Genomic DNA, 18,058 nt, shown 5'->3' on the forward strand with positions numbered 1-18,058 from the left:
CCCTCGCGTAGTCGCCGGCCGGTGCCGCAGGTACACGAGCACCGGCCGACGGCGGACCCACAGCAGAAGCACCACTTGTTACTGCACGAAGGGGAAGCCATGACAGCGACGACCGACGGAAGCACCGGGGCGACCCTCAAGCCCCTGGCAGCCGCGGCCAGCGAAACCGACATCACGATCCCCGACCCGGCGGCCGGGGTACCTGAAGCCGCCGCCCGCGCCACCCGGCGCGCCACGGACTTCCTGCTCTCCCGGCAGGACGCCCAGGGCTGGTGGAAGGGCGACCTCGAGACGAACGTCACCATGGACGCCGAGGACCTGCTGCTGCGCCAGTTCCTGGGCATCCTGGAGGAGGACACCACCCGGGCCGCCGCCCTCTTCATCCGCGGCGAGCAGCGCGAGGACGGCACCTGGGCCACCTTCTACGACGGCCCCGGCGACCTGTCCGCCACCATCGAGGCCTACGTCGCCCTCCGCCTGGCCGGCGACGCGCCCGACGCCCCGCACATGGCGAGGGCCGCCGAGTGGATCCGCTCCCGGGGCGGCATCGCCGCCGCCCGCGTCTTCACCCGGATCTGGCTCGCCCTCTTCGGCTGGTGGAAGTGGGACGACCTGCCCGAACTCCCGCCCGAGCTGATCTACTTCCCCACCTGGGTACCGCTCAACATCTACGACTTCGGCTGCTGGGCCCGGCAGACGATCGTGCCGCTGACCGTCGTCTCGGCGAAGCGCCCGGTGCGTCCCGCGCCCTTCCCGCTGGACGAACTGCACACCGACCCGCACCGGCCCAACCCGCCGCGGCCCCTGGCCCCGGCAAGGAGCTGGGACGGCGCCTTCCAGCGCATCGACAAGGCCCTGCACGCCTACCGCAGAATCGCCCCGCGCCGACTGCGCCGGGCCGCCATGAACACCGCCGCCCGCTGGATCATCGAGCGCCAGGAGAACGACGGCTGCTGGGGCGGCATCCAGCCCCCGGCCGTGTACTCCGTCATCGCGCTCTACCTGCTCGGCTACGACCTCGAACACCCCGTGATGCGCGCCGGCCTGGAGTCGCTGGACCGCTTCGCCGTGTGGCGCGAGGACGGTGCCCGGATGATCGAGGCCTGCCAGTCCCCGGTGTGGGACACCTGCCTGGCGACCATCGCGCTGGCCGACGCGGGCGTGCCCGCCGACCACCCGCAGCTGGTGAAGGCCGCCGACTGGATGCTCGGCGAGCAGATCGTCCGCCCCGGCGACTGGTCGGTGAAGCGGCCCGGACTCCCGCCCGGCGGCTGGGCGTTCGAGTTCCACAACGACAACTACCCCGACATCGACGACACCGCCGAGGTCGTCCTCGCCCTGCGCCGCGTCAGGCACCACGACCCGGAGCGGGTGGAGCAGGCCATCGGCCGCGGGGTGCGCTGGAACCTCGGCATGCAGTCGAAGAACGGCGCCTGGGGCGCGTTCGACGTCGACAACACCAGCGCCTTCCCCAACCGGCTGCCCTTCTGCGACTTCGGCGAGGTCATCGACCCGCCCTCCGCGGACGTCACCGCGCACGTCGTCGAGATGCTCGCCGTCGAGGGCCTGACCCACGACCCGCGCACCCGGCGCGGCATCCAGTGGCTGCTGGCCGAGCAGGAGGCGGACGGCTCGTGGTTCGGCCGCTGGGGCGTCAACTACGTCTACGGCACCGGCTCCGTCGTGCCCGCCCTGACCGCCGCCGGACTCCCCGCCTCGCACCCGGCGATCCGCCGCGCGGTCTCGTGGCTCCAGTCCGTCCAGAACGACGACGGCGGCTGGGGCGAGGACCTGCGCTCCTACCGGTACGTGAGGGAGTGGAGCGGCCGGGGCGCCTCCACCGCCTCGCAGACCGCCTGGGCGCTGATGGCGCTGCTGGCGGCGGGGGAGCGGGAGTCCAGGACCGTCGAACGGGGCATCGCCTGGCTCGCCGACACCCAACGGGAGGACGGCTCCTGGGACGAGCCCTACTTCACCGGCACCGGCTTCCCCTGGGACTTCTCCATCAACTACCACCTGTACCGGCAGGTCTTCCCGCTCACCGCACTCGGCCGGTACGTGCACGGGGAACCCTTCGCCCAGAAGTCCGGTGCCGGGCAGCCCTCCGCCGACACGTCCGCCGCCGAGGTGAAGGGCAGCTGATGACCCCGCAGACCGGCCCGTCCCCGCTGCTGATCGCCTGCGCGCTCGGCATCGAGCACCTCGCCCTGCGCACCGGCGACCGCGCCGGCGCCGGCGGGCCGGTCACCGTCCTGCGGACGGGCATGGGCCCGAAGGCGGCCGAGCGCTCGGTCACCCGGGTCCTGGCCGACCCGGCGCTGGACGGCGCCGCCGTGCTGGCCACCGGCTTCTGCGCGGGACTCGCCCCCGGCATGCACCCCGGCGACCTGGTCGTCGCCGAGGAGGCCCGGGACCCGCGCGGGACGGTCGCCTGCGCCGGCACCGACCGGCTGGTGAAGGAACTCGCACGCGCCCTGCCCAGGCGCACCGTCCACCGGGGCCCGCTGACCGGCTCCGACCACGTCGTCCGCGGCCCCGAACGCGCCGACCTGCTCGCGACCGGCGCGATCGCCGTCGACATGGAGTCCGCGGCCACGCTCCTGAGCGCCGTCCGCACGGGCGCGCGCCCCGTTGCGGCCGTACGGGTGGTCGTGGACGCTCCGGAACACGAACTCGTCCGGATCGGCACCTTGCGCGGTGGAATATCGGCTTTCCGTGTTCTTCGATCAGTTCTTCCCGCATTCTTCGAATGGCACCGTTCTTTGCTGCTCCCCCGGAGGTGAGCCCAGATGGCCATGCCGCTGCGTCAGTCCGTCAAGGTCGCTACATACCTGGCCGAACAGAAGATCCGCCGACGGGACAAGTTTCCGCTCATCGTGGAGCTGGAGCCGCTCTTCGCCTGCAACCTGAAGTGCGAGGGATGCGGCAAGATCCAGCACCCGGCCGGAGTGCTCAAGCAGCGCATGCCGGTCGCCCAGGCCGTCGGAGCGGTGCTGGAATCGGGCGCGCCGATGGTCTCCATCGCCGGCGGCGAGCCGCTGATGCACCCTCAGATCGACGAGATCGTGCGCCAGTTGGTGGCGAAGAGGAAGTACGTCTTCCTCTGCACCAACGCCCTGCTCATGCGCAAGAAGATGGACAAGTTCAAGCCCTCGCCCTACTTCGCCTTCGCGGTGCACATCGACGGGCTGCGCGAGCGGCACGACGAGTCCGTGGCCAAGGAGGGCGTGTTCGACGAGGCGGTGGAGGCCATCAAGGAGGCCAAGCGGCGCGGCTTCCGCGTGACCACCAACTCGACCTTCTTCAACACCGACACCCCCCAGACCATCGTCGAGGTCCTCAACTTCCTCAACGACGACCTCAAGGTCGACGAGATGATGATCTCGCCCGCCTACGCCTACGAGAAGGCGCCCGACCAGGAGCACTTCCTGGGCGTGGAGCAGACCCGCGAGCTGTTCAAGAAGGCGTTCTCGGGCGGCAACCGGGCCCGCTGGCGGCTCAACCACTCCCCGCTCTTCCTCGACTTCCTCGAGGGCAAGGTCGACTTCCCCTGCACCGCCTGGGCCATCCCCAACTACTCCCTCTTCGGCTGGCAGCGCCCCTGCTACCTGATGAGCGACGGCTACGTCCCGACGTACCGGGAGCTGATCGAGGAGACCGACTGGGACAAGTACGGCCGGGGCAAGGACCCGCGCTGCGCCAACTGCATGGCGCACTGCGGCTACGAGCCCACCGCCGTCCTGGCCACCATGGGCTCCCTCAAGGAGTCCCTGCGGGCCATGCGCGAGACCGTCTCCTCGAACCGGGAATGACGTCGTGACCGCCATCCCCCTGGGCGTTCCCGAGGTCCCGGTCCGGCCGGTCGCCGAGCGGCGTGTGTCGCGGCGCATCCAGGTCGGGCCGGTGGCCGTCGGGGGCGGGGCCCCGGTGTCGGTGCAGTCCATGACCACGACCCGTACGTCCGACGTCGGCGCGACGCTCCAGCAGATCGCCGAGCTGACGGCGTCCGGCTGCGAGATCGTGCGCGTGGCCTGCCCCACGCAGGACGACGCGGACGCCCTCCCCGTGATCGCGCGGAAGTCGCAGATCCCGGTGATCGCCGACATCCACTTCCAGCCGAAGTACGTGTTCGCCGCGATCGAGGCGGGCTGCGCGGCGGTCCGGGTGAACCCGGGCAACATCAAGCAGTTCGACGACCAGGTGCGCGAGATCGCGAAGGCGGCCAAGGACCACGGCACGCCGATCCGCATCGGTGTGAACGCGGGCTCCCTGGACCGCCGCCTGCTCCAGAAGTACGGCAGGGCGACCCCACAGGCGCTGGTCGAGTCGGCGCTGTGGGAGGCGTCGCTCTTCGAGGAGCACGACTTCCGGGACATCAAGATCTCCGTCAAGCACAACGACCCGGTCGTCATGGTCGAGGCCTACCGCCAGCTCGCCGCCCGGTGCGACTACCCCCTCCACCTCGGAGTCACCGAGGCCGGCCCCGCCTTCCAGGGCACCATCAAGTCGGCCGTCGCCTTCGGCGCGCTGCTCTCGCAGGGCATCGGGGACACCATCCGGGTGTCGCTCAGCGCGCCGCCCGCCGAGGAGGTCAAGGTCGGGCTCCAGATCCTCCAGTCGCTGGGGCTCAGGCAGCGGCGGCTGGAGATCGTCTCGTGCCCGTCCTGCGGTCGCGCCCAGGTCGACGTGTACAAGCTCGCCGACGAGGTGACGGCGGGCCTGGAGGGCATGGAGGTGCCGTTGCGCGTCGCCGTCATGGGCTGTGTCGTCAACGGTCCCGGCGAGGCCCGGGAGGCCGACCTCGGCGTCGCCTCCGGCAACGGCAAGGGCCAGATCTTCGTCAAGGGCGAGGTCGTCAGGACCGTCCCCGAGTCGAAGATCGTCGAGACGCTGATCGACGAGGCGACGCGGATCGCCGAGCAGATGGAGAAGGACGGCGCGTCGGGGGAGCCGGCCGTCACCGTGAGCTGAACAGCACGGACCGAAGGGGGCCCGAGCGTGACGATTCTGGAGAACATCCGGGGACCACGCGACCTGAAGGCGCTGTCCGAGGCGGAACTCGGCGAACTGTCCGACGAAGTACGGAACTTCCTGGTGCACGCGGTCGCCCGCACCGGTGGACACCTCGGCCCGAACCTGGGCGTGGTGGAACTGACCCTCGCCCTGCACCGCGTCTTCGAGTCACCGGCCGACCGCATCCTGTGGGACACCGGCCACCAGAGCTATGTGCACAAGCTCCTGACCGGACGTCAGGGCTTCTCCAAACTGCGCGGCAAGGGCGGGCTGTCCGGCTACCCCTCGCGCGAGGAGTCCGAGCACGACGTCATCGAGAACAGCCACGCCTCCACCGTCCTCGGCTGGGCCGACGGCCTCGCCAAGGCCCGCCAGGTGCGCGGGGAGCGGGGTCACGTCGTCGCCGTCATCGGTGACGGCGCGCTCACCGGCGGCATGGCGTGGGAGGCGCTGAACAACATCGCGGCGGCCCGGGACCGGCCGCTGATCATCGTCGTCAACGACAACGAACGCTCCTACGCGCCGACCATCGGCGGTCTGGCCAACCACCTGGCGACGCTCCGTACGACGGACGGCTACGAGCGGATGCTGGCCTGGGGCAAGGACGTGCTCCAGCGCACACCCGTGATCGGCAACACCCTCTACGAGGCCCTGCACGGTGCGAAGAAGGGCTTCAAGGACGCCTTCGCCCCGCAGGGACTCTTCGAGGACCTGGGGCTGAAGTACGTCGGGCCCATCGACGGACACGACACCGGGGCGGTCGAGTCGGCGTTGCGGCGCGCGAAACGCTTCCACGGGCCCGTACTGGTCCACTGCCTCACGGAGAAGGGCCGTGGCTACGAGCCCGCCCTGCGCGACGAAGCGGACCACTTCCACACCGTCGGCGCCATGGACCCGCTGACCTGCGCGCCGCTGACGCCCTCCGACGCGCCCTCCTGGACCTCGGTGTTCGGCGACGAGATCGTGCGGATCGGCGAGGAGCGCGACGACGTCGTGGCGATCACCGCGGCGATGCTGCACCCGGTCGGCCTCGGCCGCTTCGCCGAGCGGTTCCCCGACCGGGTCTGGGACGTCGGCATCGCCGAGCAGCACGCCGCCGTGTCCGCCGCCGGGCTCGCCACCGGCGGCCTCCACCCGGTCGTCGCCGTCTACGCCACCTTCCTCAACCGCGCCTTCGACCAGCTCCTGATGGACGTGGCCCTGCACCGCTGCGGCGTCACCTTCGTCCTGGACCGGGCCGGCGTCACCGGCGCCGACGGGCCTTCGCACAACGGCATGTGGGACATGTCCGTCCTCCAGGTCGTCCCGGGACTGCGCATCGCCGCGCCGCGCGACGCCGACCAGCTGCGTGCCCAACTGCGCGAGGCGGTCGCCGTCGACGACGCGCCGACCCTCGTGCGCTTCCCGAAGGAGTCCGTCGGTCCCGCAGTACCGGCCGTGGACCGGATCGGCGGCCTGGACGTCCTGCACACCGCCGACCGCCCCGAGGTGCTGCTCGTGGCCGTCGGAGTGATGGCGCCCGTCTGCCTCCGGGCCGCCGAGCTGCTCGAGGCCCGCGGCATCGGCTGCACCGTCGTCGACCCGCGCTGGGTCAAACCCGTGGACCCCGCGCTGCCGCCCCTGGCCGCCCGGCACCGCCTGGTGGCCGTGGTCGAGGACAACAGCCGTGCCGCCGGGGTCGGTTCGGCGGTGGCGCTGGCGCTCGGGGACGGCGAGGTCGACGTGCCCGTGCGCCGCTTCGGCATCCCCGAGCAGTTCCTCGCGCACGCCAAGCGCGCCGAGGTGCTCGCCGACATCGGTCTCACCCCGGTCGAGATCGCCGGCCGGATCAGCGCGAGCCTGGCCGTCGCCGGACAGACAGGGGGCGACCCGATCGCCATGCCAGTGCAAGGAGAGAACTGAATGACCAAGGAGTTCGACCTCACCGCGCTCCTGGCCGAGCGCGGAGCCGAACGCTACGAGCTGCACGGCAGGTACCTCAACCACCAGCAGCCGCGCATGCTGCGCACCATCGGCTTCGACAAGGTCTACGAGCGGGCCGAGGGCGCGCACTTCTGGGACGCGGACGGCAACGACTACCTGGACATGCTCGCCGGGTTCGCGGTGATGGGCCTGGGCCGCCACCACCCCGTCGTCCGCAAGGCGCTGCACGACGTCCTCGACGCCTCGCTCGCCGACCTGACCCGCTTCGACTGCCCGCCGCTGCCCGGACTGCTGGCCGAGAAGCTGCTGTCGTACAGCCCCCACCTGGACCGGGTCTTCTTCGGCAACAGCGGCACGGAGGCGGTGGAGACCGCGCTGAAGTTCGCCCGGTACGCCACCGGCAGACCGAGGATCCTGTACTGCGCGCACGCCTTCCACGGACTGACCACGGGCTCGCTCTCCGTCAACGGCGAGGACAGCTTCCGCGACGGCTTCGCACCGCTGCTGCCCGACACCCCCGTCCCGCTCGGCGACGTGGACGCACTGGCGCGGGAGCTGAAGAAGGGCGACGTGGCCGCGCTGATCGTGGAGCCCGTCCAGGGCAAGGGCGTGCACGAGGCACCGCCCGGCTATCTGCGCGCCGCCCAGGAGCTGCTGCACCGGCACAAGGCCCTGCTGATCGCCGACGAGGTGCAGACGGGGCTGGGCCGGACCGGGAAGTTCTACGCCTTCCAGCACGAGGACGGCGTCGAGCCGGACCTGGTGTGCGTGGCCAAGGCGCTGTCCGGCGGATACGTGCCCGTGGGGGCCACCCTGGGCAAGGACTGGATCTTCCAGAAGGTGTACTCCTCCATGGACCGGGTCCAGGTCCACTCGGCGAGCTTCGGGTCCAACGCGCAGGCCATGGCCGCCGGACTCGCGGTCCTGTCGGTGATGGAGAACGAGGAGATCGTCGCGAACGCCGCCGCGGTCGGTGAGCGGCTGAAGTCCCGGCTCGCGGAGCTGGTGGACCGCTACGAGCTGCTCGCCGACGTCCGGGGCCGGGGGCTCATGATCGGCATCGAGTTCGGCCGGCCCCGGTCCCTGAAGCTGCGCAGCCGCTGGACGATGCTCCAGGCGGCCCGGAAGGGGCTCTTCGCGCAGATGGTCGTGGTGCCGTTGCTGCAGCGTCACCACATCCTGACCCAGGTGTCCGGCGACCACCTGGAGGTGATCAAACTGATCCCGCCCCTGATCATCGACACGGCGGACGCGGACCGGTTCGTGGACGCCTTCACCGAGGTGATGGAGGAGGCGCACAACGGCGGCGGCCTGATGTGGGACTTCGGGAAGACGCTGGTCAAGCAGGCGGTCGCCAACCGTTAGGGAGCAACGGCGGGAGCGTTCTTTGCCTCACAGGCAAGAAAATTGCCTCCCGGACAAAAGTGAGGCTGAATGGGAGGTATGACCTCCCACGAGACCGGTCCGCCGGCGGACGCGGTGTCCGTCGTGGCGCCGCAGCTGCGTGCCCTGCGGCGCCGGGCCGCCCTCACCCTGGAGGCGGCGGCCCGTGCCGCCGGGCTGTCGCCCGCGCACCTCTCCCGGCTGGAGACCGGGCAGCGCCAGCCCTCGCTGCCGATGCTCCTGTCCCTCGCCCGTGTCTACGGTACGACCGTCTCGGAGCTGCTCGGCGAGACGGCCGCGGACCGGGACGCGGTCGTGCGGGCCGACGCCATGGAGCCGACCTTCGCCGGCGGCTGGACGTACTGGCAGGCCGGCGGGGCCGGCCGCGGCATGCAGGCCCTGCGTGTGCACGTGCCGCACGGTTCCCAGGGCGACATCGTGCGCGTGCATCCCGGTGAGGAGTGGATCCACGTCCTGCGGGGCCGACTGCGGCTCCGGCTCGGGGACGCGGTGCACCGGCTCGGTCCGGGCGACAGCGCGCACTTCGACTCGCTGACCCCGCACCGCATCGCCGCCCGGGACGCCGACGGGGTCGAGCTCCTCTTCGTCCACACGCTGCTCCAGAGCCCGGCGGCGGCGCTGTGCCTGGGACCGGCCACCACGCCGGGCCACCCCTTCCCCGGAGAGACATCATGAACATGCAGGACAAGTGGCCGCGCGCGGTCTGGGTGCGGCTCTTCATCTACCTCGTCGTGGGGCACGTGCTGGCAGCCTTCATCTACCTGCTCTTCGAGGTGGGGGCCAACAGCGGGTGAGCGGCGGGCTCAGTCCAGCATCCGCTCGCGCAGCCGCTCCCGGGTCTGCGGAGTGATCCGCAGGCCCTTCTCCAGGTAGGCGTCGACGCCGCCCCAGGTCTGCTCGACGGTCTCGAAGGCGGCCGACAGGTACTCGGCGCGGGCGTCGAAGAGGGGGCTGAGCAGCTCCATGACCTCGGGGGAGTAGGCGGAGGCGGCGGTGCTGCTGCGGCGCACCTTGTAGCGGCGGTGCGTGGCGTTCGACTTCAGGTAGTCCTCGACGACGGCGTCGCGCTCGACGCCGAGGGCGAGCAGCGTGATCGCGATCGACAGGCCCGCGCGGTCCTTGCCGGCCGCGCAGTGCATCAGGGCGGGGACGCTCTCCTCGGCGAGCGCGTGCAGCACCCGGGAGTGCTCCGCCGTGCGCTCCTTGATGATCATGCGGTAAGAGTCGATCATCCGCTGGGCGCCCTTGTCGTCCGCGAGGATCTCGCGCAGCTGGTCGAGGTCGCCGTCGCGGACCATCTTCCAGAACTCGGCGCCGTCGGCCGGGTCGCTCAGCGGCAGGTTCACATTGCGCACGCCCGGCAGCTCGACGTCCGGGCCGTCGAGCTTCTGGTCGGCGGCGTTGCGGAAGTCGAAGATCGTGTGGAGGCCGAGCGAGGACAGGAACGCGGCGTCCTCCCCGGTGGCGTGCGCGAGGTGGCCGCTGCGGAACAGCACCCCCTGCCGCACCCTGCGTCCGTCCACGGTCGGCAGCCCGCCCACGTCGCGGAAGTTGCGCACCCCGGCCAGCTCGGGTTCGGTCGACGGCACCTGCTGCGTCACGGGGGCTCCTCCCACTCCGCCCCGCCGGCGCCGCTCGCCGGCGGGTGCCACTCGACGATACGGCACGGTGCCAAGGCGCAGGGGCGAAGTAAACCGACTGCACCACTTCTGGGCCTTCTGTCCGAAATAGCGCCTTACTCCCAACTCGCTCTGGAATAAAAGGGGCTAAGGGGGAGGCGCGTGAGCAGCGTCATATCCGTGACGGTGCGTTGCCCGTCATGTTCACGTAATTCACCCGTTTTTCATGGCCGTTCACGGCAAACGGCTCCTCGGGAATCGACGGAGTGTGACGGCCATTCCCGGTAATGGATCAACCGGAACACCCGTCGACGGAACCCCTCGCTTGTCCCTGTGCGTCTTGGTCCCTTACGTTCACCACCGATCCGGACGGACGCCTAATCCTGCCGCCGACCGGAGCCCGCATTCATCCACCACCCGTACACGGCAGGAGCGGGGGACCCACAGGTAACACCGCCTGTTCCGGTTCCCGGAACGGCTTGGGGTAAAGCCGCGTCTCGGCGCGGCCGGGCATCTCCAGCCCGCACCCGACAGCTCACCTCGCAGGCGCCGGAGAGGAATTCGCCATGCCCGCGAAGGGTAAGCACCGCCGTACCAAGGCCATGCGCCTGACCCGTGCCATCGCCGTCGCCGGAACCGGCGGCGCCGCGCTCGCGCTCCCGCTGATGGGTGCCGCCGGCGCCCAGGCCGCTCCCGCTCAGTCCGTTTCCGGGCAGGCCGTGCAGTCCGTTCCGACGTCGGCCGAGAAGGCCGCCGCCGAGAAGAACTCCGACTCGCGCACGTACACCGTGAAGAGCGGTGACTACCTCTCGAAGATCGCCGACGAGCAGGACGTCGACGGCGGCTGGAAGAAGCTCTACGCGGACAACCGCGAGGCCGTCGGGTCCGACCCGTCGCTGATCCACCCGGGCCTGGAGCTCGCGCTCGGCGGACAGGCCGCGAAGGCCGAGCAGCCGAAGGCCGAGCAGCCCGCGGCCGAGAAGCCCGCCCAGACCGAGAAGAAGTCGTCCGCCGAGAAGACCGAGTCGGCCGAGGCCGAGAAGTCCTCGGACGCCGAGAAGGCCTCCTCCTCGGACTCCGGCTCCTCCGGCACGAGCACCCAGTCCGCCGGCACCACCAGCGGCTTCACCTCGCCGGTCCCGAGCGGCACCCTCGGCACCCCGTACCACCAGTCGGGCAGCATGTGGTCCAGCGGCTACCACACCGGCACCGACTTCGTCGTCCCGACCGGCACCTCCCTCAAGGCCGTCGGCGCGGGCACCGTCGTCTCCGCCGGCTGGGGCGGCGCCTACGGCAACCAGGTCGTCATCCAGCTCGCCGACGGCCACTACGCCCAGTACGCCCACCTGTCCTCCCTCTCCGTCTCGGCCGGTCAGTCCGTGACGGCGGGTCAGCAGGTCGGCCTGTCGGGTGCCACCGGCAACGTGACCGGCCCGCACCTGCACTTCGAGATCCGCACCACCCCGGACTACGGCTCGGACGTGGACCCGGTCGCGTACCTGCGCTCGCACGGCGTCTCTCTCTGACAGCCGTTTGGGCGCGGCCCCGCGCCGCCGAAGGCCGGACCCCGATCCCCGGGTCCGGCCTTCGGCGTATTCCTGAATTGGTGAACACTTTAGGCGTGGTGTTTCTCACCGCCCGTCAACCCCTTCCTACGGTCGCGTAGGTCACATTCCGAGGTGAATGATGGGCCGATGTGGCAGACGATTCGAAGAGTGACAGCAGAACAGTGATCGGGTCGTACGTGGCGGTGGGGGACAGCTTCACCGAGGGCGTCGGCGATCCCGGCCCCGACGGGGCGTTCGTCGGCTGGGCCGACCGCTTCGCCGTACTGCTCGCGGACCGGCGCCCCGAGGGCGACTTCACGTACACGAACCTCGCCGTGCGCGGCAGGCTGCTCGACCAGGTCGTGGCCGAGCAGGTGCCGCGGGCCGTCGAACTCGCGCCGGACCTGGTCTCGTTCTGCGCCGGCGGCAACGACATCATCCGGCCCGGCACCGACCCCGACGAGGTGGCCGAGCGGTTCGAGCGGGCGGTGGCCGCACTGACCGCCGTCGCGGGCACCGTCCTGGTGACGACCGGATTCGACACCCGCGGGGTACCCGTCCTCAAGCACCTGCGCGGCAAGATCGCCACGTACAACGGACACGTGCGTGCCGTCGCCGACCGCTACGGCTGCCCCGTGCTCGACCTGTGGTCGCTGCGCACGGTCCAGGACCGCAGGGCGTGGGACGCCGACCGGCTGCACCTGTCGCCGGAGGGCCACACGCGGGTGGCACTGCGCGCCGGCCAGGTCCTCGGCCTGCCCGTCCCCGCCGACCCGGACCAGCCCTGGCCGCCGCTGCCGCCCCGCGGCACCCTGGACGTCCGGCGGGACGACGTGCACTGGGCCCGCGAGTACCTGGTGCCGTGGATCGGACGCCGGCTGCGCGGCGAGTCCTCGGGCGACCACGTGAGCGCCAAGGGGACGCTGTCGGCGGACGACATCAAGATGCGGATCGCGTCGGTGGCCTGACGGTCCCGTGCAACCCCTAGTCGCGGGGCGCCGTCAGCGTCTCCCGGTCCAGGCCCAGCTCCCGGGCGAGCGCATCGTCCGTCCACTCGCGGGCCCGGGCCCGGGGCACCGTGCCCGCGTACGACGTCAGCTGCACGGCCAGTCCGTCGAGGAAGGCGGTCAGGCGCAGGGCGGCGCCGTCGGGATCCGCGCACCGGAACTCCCCGGCGGCCACCCCCTCGGCGATGACCCCCGAGAGCGCCGCCTTCCACTGCCGGTCCAGGTCCCGGGTGACCTCCCGCAGCGCGGGTTCGCGCAGCGCCGCCGCCCAGCCCTCGATCCACAGCCGCCAGCCCTTGGCCTGCCCGGTCGGTGCGTACCACCGCACGGCCGCCCGCAGCCGGCGCAGCGCCGACGTGCGTCGGCCGAGCAGCTTGCCCAGGTGCGCGAGATCGTCCTGGGCGGCGTGCTCGAACGCGGCGGCGACGAGCTTCTCCTTCGTGGAGAAGTGGTAGAGCACCAGCGCGTTGCTGACCCCGAGCGCGGCGGCCACGTCGGCGATCCGCAGCGCCGCCACGCCCCGCGCCGATATCTGCTCCACGGCCGCACGCAGCAGCTCCTCGCGCCGCTGCGCCACACTCAACCGGACTCTCCCCACGCCCGTCACCCTATACAGGCGCCCGGACCTGCGGCGACAGCCGCCGCGAGGCTCAGTCCGCCGTCGCGGTGGCGGCCGCGTCCGTGGGCCTCGCGCCGGGCACCTCGCACGAGTCCCTGAAGCCCTGGCTGGTCAGATCGAGCGCCGCGTTGATGCGGGAGCGCAGGTTCTCGACGGCGACCATGGCCGTCAGCTCCACGAACGCCGGCTCGCCCAGCGCCGTCCGCAGCCGGGCGGCGAGTTCGTCGCCGACCGTCGGCGGCGTCGCCGTCATCGCCTCGGCGTACTCCATGACGTCCCGTTCCAGCGGCGTGTAGACGTCGCTGTCCCGCCACACCGGCACGTCGTGGAGCTTGCGCCGGTCCATGCCGCGCTCGGCGTTCTCCCAGTATCCGAAGTCCATGCACCACGAGCAGCCGATCGAGGCGGCCGAGGCCATCACGGAGAGCGCCTTCAGGTCGGAGTCCAGCCTGTTCCACTTGGCGACGGACTGCTCGAAGCGCAGGTAGCCCCAGAGCACCCGCGGATTGTGGGCGAGCGCCTTGCCGGGGTCCAGGACCTTGCCGTACGTCCGCCGGGAGTACCACTCCATCACGCGGAAGAAGATCGTGCGGGGCGGGGTGAGCGATACGCGGGCCATGGGGGCCACCTTCCTGTCCGTCGGTCGTGCCGTGCGCTTCCGGGCGCTCCTGCGGGGCGCCCACACCGGTACGACGGACGGAGGGAACACGGATGTGACATCGGTCGTTCGAGTGACGTCGGGCGAGAGCCGCACGGCACGACAATGAGAGCCCGACCCACTTCACCTGGAGGTACCGTGGCCGGTTTCCGTTCCCCGAACCAGGGGCTCCGCCTGCCGCTGCCCGCGGCCTTCGGCGCGGACCCCACCGGCGCGCGCATGGCGCGCATCCGCCGGTCGCCGAACTTCCGCGACGGCGTCTTCCAGAACCCCGGGGGCACCGCCCGGACCCGGCCCTCCGGCTCGGCCCGTGAGTTCGCCAAGATCTACTTCGACAAGGAGTCGCGGCTCGGCCGCACGCCGCGGGGCACCGTCCCCGTGCACGCCACCACACTCGCCGACCTCGCCCGGCCGCCCGCCACCGGACTGCGCCTGACCTGGATGGGCCACTCCAGCGTGCTCGCCGAGATCGACGGACAGCGGGTCCTCTTCGACCCCGTCTGGGGCGAGCGCTGCTCCCCGGTCCCCTTCGCCGGGCCGAAACGGCTGCACCCGGTCCCGGTCCCCCTCGCGGCCCTCGGCCCGGTCGACGTCGTCGTCATCTCCCACGACCACTACGACCACCTGGACCTGCCCACGATCAAGGCGCTGGCCGGCACCGACACCCTCTTCGCGGTACCGCTCGGCGTCGGCGCCCACCTCGAACACTGGGGCGTCTCCGCGGACCGGCTGCGCGAACTGGACTGGCACGAGTCGACCCGCGTCGGCGGCCTCACGCTCACCGCCACCCCGGCCCGGCACTTCTGCGGACGCGGCCTGCGCAACACCCAGCACACCCTCTGGGCGTCCTGGGCCGTGGCCGGTGAGGAGCACCGCGTCTTCCACAGCGGGGACACCGGCTACTTCGACGGCTTCAAGGACATCGGCGCCGCCCACGGCCCCTTCGACGCCACGATGATCCAGCTCGGGGCGTACGCCGAGTTCTGGCCCAAGAACCACACGGACCCTACGCCGCTGCCCGGCATGTGGCCAGACATTCACATGACGCCTGCGCAGGGGGTGCAGGCCCACCTTGACCTGCAGGGAGGTGCTTCGGGCGGGGTGCTGCTGCCGATCCACTGGGGGACGTTCAACCTGGCTCCGCATGCGTGGGCGGAGCCGGGGGAGTGGACCAAGGACGCGGCCGAGGAAGCTGGCCAGGCCGTGGCGTTCCCGCTGCCGGGCGAGCCGTTCGAGCCGGCGGTGGGACTGCCGGTGGAGCCCTGGTGGCGGGCGGTCTCCGGTCCGATCGCGCACCCGTGGCGGCGCCCGGGGAGCGCTGAGGGTGCGGCCGGGATGAGCAAGGAGGATCTCGATCTCGCTGGCGAGCGGTGATGTCGGTCGGGGACGAGCTGGAGGAGATCGTCCAGATGCTGCACCATCTCCCGGCTGAGGTGCGTGACGGGGTAGTCCGGGTCTTGGACGGGGCGCCTAGGGTGGAGCGTCAAGCTTCTGCTCAGCGATTCCGGCCATTGCCTTCCTTGGAACGACCGTCTCGTGCTTGTCGTCCGAACACACGTCGTGGAGCGCTGAGCTTCACCTGCGCGGTGCTCCCGACGGAGGTGTGTCTTTGCCTGCGGATGCGGCCGCGCGCAGAAATTGAAGAGGTGCTGTGCGGACGGAGACGGGACTGGCGGGCGCCTACTCGCGTAGCCGGGGGGACCGGCAGCCAGGGAGCCGCGTCCGGAGGTAGGCAGTCCGCTGTGTAGGCGTGGGGTTTCGTTGTCAGTGGTGCCGTTAATCGAGTCGCCCAGGCGAAGTAGCGGTGAAGGCCGTGCGTTTCAGGGGGACGTGGGCGAAGAAAGCCCGGAAGCGGGGCAGCAGTGGCACAGGCAGACAACAGTCGCCTGGAATAGGATGACCTGGTCCAGGACCGTGAGGTCGACAACGTCAAAGGCTAACGCCGGCCCACGTTACGCACCACCATGGCGGCCACCGAGGCGCTCCGACTGACCGAGGAAAGCTGCAGGACGATCGCACGCATTTCGAGAGCTGCCGGACGTGCACTCGCTAGCGCTAGCCGCCAGCATCCGGCCAGAACCTCGTCCGGCAGTTCGTACGAGGAGTGGGCCAGTATCGGGGTCCGGTCCCGGCCACCTGCTGGGCGAGGAGGAGGACATGGCGGACATGCTCGCCGAACTCCCCTCCGCGCCAGCGGCGACCCTCATGAGGCAGGTCGGCGCCCGTACGGCAGGAGAACTCAGAGCGCTGATCGAGAAACACGAGGAATGGACGAAAGCCCAGGCGCAGCAGGGGAAGCGTCGCGACGGAGCCCCTGCCGGGACCGCAGTCTCCCGCCGCTGTGCTACGGAGGACGGAGCCGAGCGTCCAAGCGTCAGCCAAGAGAGGTGAGCAGGTCGTTGCACGCCTCTTCGCAGCGTCGGCAAGCGTCCGCGCAGACCCGGCAGTGGTCGTGCATGCCGGCATGGCGCCCGCACTCGTCGCCGCAGGCTTTGCAGGCGACGGCGCACGCCTGGAGGATCGCGCGCGTGATGTTGGCGTCGTAGCCGGTATGGCGGGAAATCACTGCAGCGGTCGCAGTGCAGATGTCGGCGCAGTCGGCGTTGGTGCGGATGCACTTGGTCAGCTCATTGACCGTGTCTTCGGACAGGCAGGCGTCTGCACAGGCGGTACAAGCCTGGGCGCAGGCGATGCATTCCTCGATGCAGCGGGCGAGCTTGTCGCGATCCAGGTTGCCCAGATCGGCGGGGTAGGTGGCGAGCATGTCCTTGACCGCAGTGGTCATGAGGTCTCCAGGGTCTCGATGTCGGGTGCGCGGCGGTGACCGCGTTGTATGCGTAACACCGGGCGGCGAACTCAAACTCGTGAGCGACGCCCTCCGAAGCGAGGCTTGCGTCCACGCCTCCGAGAGACAGGCCCGAGTCTCCCCTCGGCGGCGTCGAGGCTGCCACCTGTTGCCGTAGAGCACAGGAGGAACCTGTCCACCACTTCGCAGGACGCAACCGCCGACGGTGGCGGGAGAGAAACCTCCACGGCATGTTCCAGGCGCTGTGAAGGTCGACACCTCGGTCGGTACTCCCTCGCTTACGTCCGGCGTGTGCCGGAGTCCTCGGCACCCTGGGCGTGGACTTGGACATCGGGTTGTGGCGGGCAGGAGAGCTCGTCACAAGTGCGTGAATACCCGTTGCCAACCAATGGGCTGCACCCCTCCGCGTAGTCGCCACCGGTGATGACGATGCTGGGCCGCCCCACCGAGGGCTGCTTTCACGCTGGAAGGCTGGCCCGTGTCGGCAGGCGCCGGTCGCCTCCTCGCGTGTCAGGGTGACGACGCGGTGAAGCGCCGCAGCAGCGGCACCGGGTACCCGGCGGCGAGCAGCGGTCCACGCACGTCGCGGTCGAGGTCGGGCAGGTAGCCGATCAGCACGTCGGCCGGCCCGGTGATCTCGACTTCGCCGCACGCCGCGGGCAGCAGCAGCGTCTCCGCGCGGCCGATTACCTCGCTCCACGTACCCGCGCGTACCCGTACCGGGGCGCCGACGTTCGACAGGATCTGCGCGGTGGCGAAGGCGTGCCGCAGTGGCTCCGTGGTCCCGGCACGCCAGCGTTCGAGCGCGAAGTACGGGCCCGCGCACAGGAACACCCGCTCCACGGCGTCCCCGACGGTGACGCTCAGTCCGGGGGTGAAGTCCGGGCGGGTCTCCAGGTCGACCTGGCGCATCAGCATGTCGAGGTTGGTGCGGAACTCCGCGTCGCCCACCGGGGAGCCGTCCTCCATCTTCCAGCGCATCGCGTGCTGCTGGATGTCGGACGTCTGCTCGATCTCGTAGACGAGCGTGTCGGGCCCGAAGCTGTGCAGTGTGCCGCCGGGCACGTACAGGGTCTCTCCCGCGCGCACCGGCAAGCGGCGCAGCACCGTGTCGAAGTCCTGTGCCTCCAGAGCGGTACGCAACCGGTCGGCCGTCACCCCTTCCTTGACCCCGCACAGTGCGGTCGCGCCGGGGGCCGCGTCCAGGATGTGCCAGGCTTCGGTCTTGCCGTTGGGCTCTCCCTCCAGGCGCCGGGCCGCCTCGTCGGCGGCGTGCAGGTGCACAGGGAGGGTGCCGGTGGCGTCGATGAACTTCGTCAGCAGGGGGAAGTACGTGCCGGACCAGCCGGCGCCCATGAGCGCTTCGGGATGGTCGCCGAGCACCCGGCGCAGTGACCGGCCGGCCATGGGGCCGTTCGTCACGACACTACGGTTGCCCGCGACGTCACTGCATTCCCAGGTC

The 18,058-nt window shown here is 70.9% G+C and carries 16 protein-coding genes and 1 riboswitch; of the genes, 11 read left to right on the forward strand and 5 right to left on the reverse strand.

All coding sequences use genetic code 11. The features are described from left to right. Window positions 1-99 precede the first annotated feature (99 nt). The 8 genes from shc to AMK11_RS17505 all read left to right on the forward strand — a co-directional run bounded on the left by shc (window position 100) and on the right by AMK11_RS17505 (window position 9,134). Window positions 100-2,142, forward strand: a complete 2,043-nt coding sequence (shc, locus tag AMK11_RS17470; protein WP_073728151.1) for a squalene--hopene cyclase — start codon at window positions 100-102, stop codon at window positions 2,140-2,142. After that, window positions 2,142-2,783 carry a phosphorylase family protein gene (locus tag AMK11_RS17475; protein WP_073728152.1) on the forward strand — a complete coding sequence of 214 codons (642 nt, stop codon included), beginning with the start codon at window positions 2,142-2,144 and terminating at the stop codon, window positions 2,781-2,783. The genes shc and AMK11_RS17475 overlap by 1 nt, the downstream gene beginning before the upstream one ends. Before the next feature lie 6 nt (window positions 2,784-2,789). Further along, a complete protein-coding gene (hpnH, locus tag AMK11_RS17480) occupies window positions 2,790-3,812 on the forward strand; it encodes an adenosyl-hopene transferase HpnH (protein ID WP_073728153.1) in 1,023 nt (340 codons plus the stop codon). A 4-nt stretch (window positions 3,813-3,816) separates the two neighbouring features. Further along, a complete protein-coding gene (ispG, locus tag AMK11_RS17485) occupies window positions 3,817-4,971 on the forward strand; it encodes a flavodoxin-dependent (E)-4-hydroxy-3-methylbut-2-enyl-diphosphate synthase (protein WP_073728154.1) in 1,155 nt (384 codons plus the stop codon). Between the two features lie 27 nt (window positions 4,972-4,998). Continuing rightward, complete coding sequence (gene dxs / locus AMK11_RS17490) at window positions 4,999-6,915, forward strand: 1-deoxy-D-xylulose-5-phosphate synthase (protein ID WP_073728155.1); 1,917 nt, start codon at window positions 4,999-5,001, stop codon at window positions 6,913-6,915. After that, a complete protein-coding gene (locus AMK11_RS17495; protein WP_073728156.1) occupies window positions 6,916-8,301 on the forward strand; it encodes an aspartate aminotransferase family protein in 1,386 nt (461 codons plus the stop codon). 78 nt (window positions 8,302-8,379) lie between these two features. Then, window positions 8,380-9,015 (forward strand): helix-turn-helix domain-containing protein, encoded by a 636-nt coding sequence (locus tag AMK11_RS17500; RefSeq protein ID WP_073728157.1) that lies wholly within the window; start codon window positions 8,380-8,382, stop codon window positions 9,013-9,015. A gap of 2 nt (window positions 9,016-9,017) precedes the next feature. Beyond that, window positions 9,018-9,134, forward strand: a complete 117-nt coding sequence (locus AMK11_RS17505) for a DUF6126 family protein (RefSeq protein ID WP_079187547.1) — start codon at window positions 9,018-9,020, stop codon at window positions 9,132-9,134. Between the two features lie 9 nt (window positions 9,135-9,143). Here AMK11_RS17505 and AMK11_RS17510 read toward each other — a convergent pair whose 3' ends face one another. Beyond that, window positions 9,144-9,941, reverse strand: coding sequence for a tyrosine-protein phosphatase (locus AMK11_RS17510; protein ID WP_073728159.1), 798 nt, complete (start codon window positions 9,939-9,941; stop codon window positions 9,144-9,146). Window positions 9,942-10,363: 422 nt separating this feature from the next. Beyond that, window positions 10,364-10,521: riboswitch (cyclic di-AMP (ydaO/yuaA leader) on the forward strand. Between the two features lie 4 nt (window positions 10,522-10,525). Here AMK11_RS17510 and AMK11_RS17515 point away from each other — a divergent pair. Both AMK11_RS17515 and AMK11_RS17520 read left to right on the forward strand, forming a co-directional pair. Further along, window positions 10,526-11,485 (forward strand): M23 family metallopeptidase, encoded by a 960-nt coding sequence (locus AMK11_RS17515; RefSeq protein WP_073728161.1) that lies wholly within the window; start codon window positions 10,526-10,528, stop codon window positions 11,483-11,485. Between the two features lie 203 nt (window positions 11,486-11,688). Next, window positions 11,689-12,474: an SGNH/GDSL hydrolase family protein gene (locus AMK11_RS17520; protein WP_073728163.1), complete on the forward strand. Its 786-nt coding sequence runs from the start codon at window positions 11,689-11,691 to the stop codon at window positions 12,472-12,474. Window positions 12,475-12,490: 16 nt separating this feature from the next. On the opposite strand, the gene AMK11_RS17525 is transcribed toward AMK11_RS17520, so the two are convergent. Together AMK11_RS17525 and AMK11_RS17530 are read right to left on the reverse strand one after the other, a co-directional pair. Further along, entirely contained in the window at window positions 12,491-13,111 is a 621-nt protein-coding gene (locus AMK11_RS17525; RefSeq protein WP_073728165.1) for a TetR/AcrR family transcriptional regulator, read from the reverse strand. A gap of 52 nt (window positions 13,112-13,163) precedes the next feature. Next, window positions 13,164-13,751 carry a carboxymuconolactone decarboxylase family protein gene (locus tag AMK11_RS17530; RefSeq protein WP_073728167.1) on the reverse strand — a complete coding sequence of 196 codons (588 nt, stop codon included), beginning with the start codon at window positions 13,749-13,751 and terminating at the stop codon, window positions 13,164-13,166. Window positions 13,752-13,928: 177 nt separating this feature from the next. Here AMK11_RS17530 and AMK11_RS17535 point away from each other — a divergent pair, with 177 nt between their 5' ends. Then, complete coding sequence (locus AMK11_RS17535) at window positions 13,929-15,164, forward strand: MBL fold metallo-hydrolase (protein ID WP_073728169.1); 1,236 nt, start codon at window positions 13,929-13,931, stop codon at window positions 15,162-15,164. 1,000 nt (window positions 15,165-16,164) lie between these two features. On the opposite strand, the gene AMK11_RS17540 is transcribed toward AMK11_RS17535, so the two are convergent. Both AMK11_RS17540 and AMK11_RS17545 read right to left on the reverse strand, forming a co-directional pair. Then, window positions 16,165-16,575: a four-helix bundle copper-binding protein gene (locus AMK11_RS17540; protein ID WP_073728171.1), complete on the reverse strand. Its 411-nt coding sequence runs from the start codon at window positions 16,573-16,575 to the stop codon at window positions 16,165-16,167. 531 nt (window positions 16,576-17,106) lie between these two features. Beyond that, complete coding sequence (locus tag AMK11_RS17545) at window positions 17,107-18,018, reverse strand: class I mannose-6-phosphate isomerase (protein WP_241847013.1); 912 nt, start codon at window positions 18,016-18,018, stop codon at window positions 17,107-17,109. Window positions 18,019-18,058 lie beyond the last annotated feature (40 nt).

It is taken from the genome of Streptomyces sp. CB02414, assembly GCF_001905385.1.
Classification (GTDB): domain Bacteria; phylum Actinomycetota; class Actinomycetes; order Streptomycetales; family Streptomycetaceae; genus Streptomyces.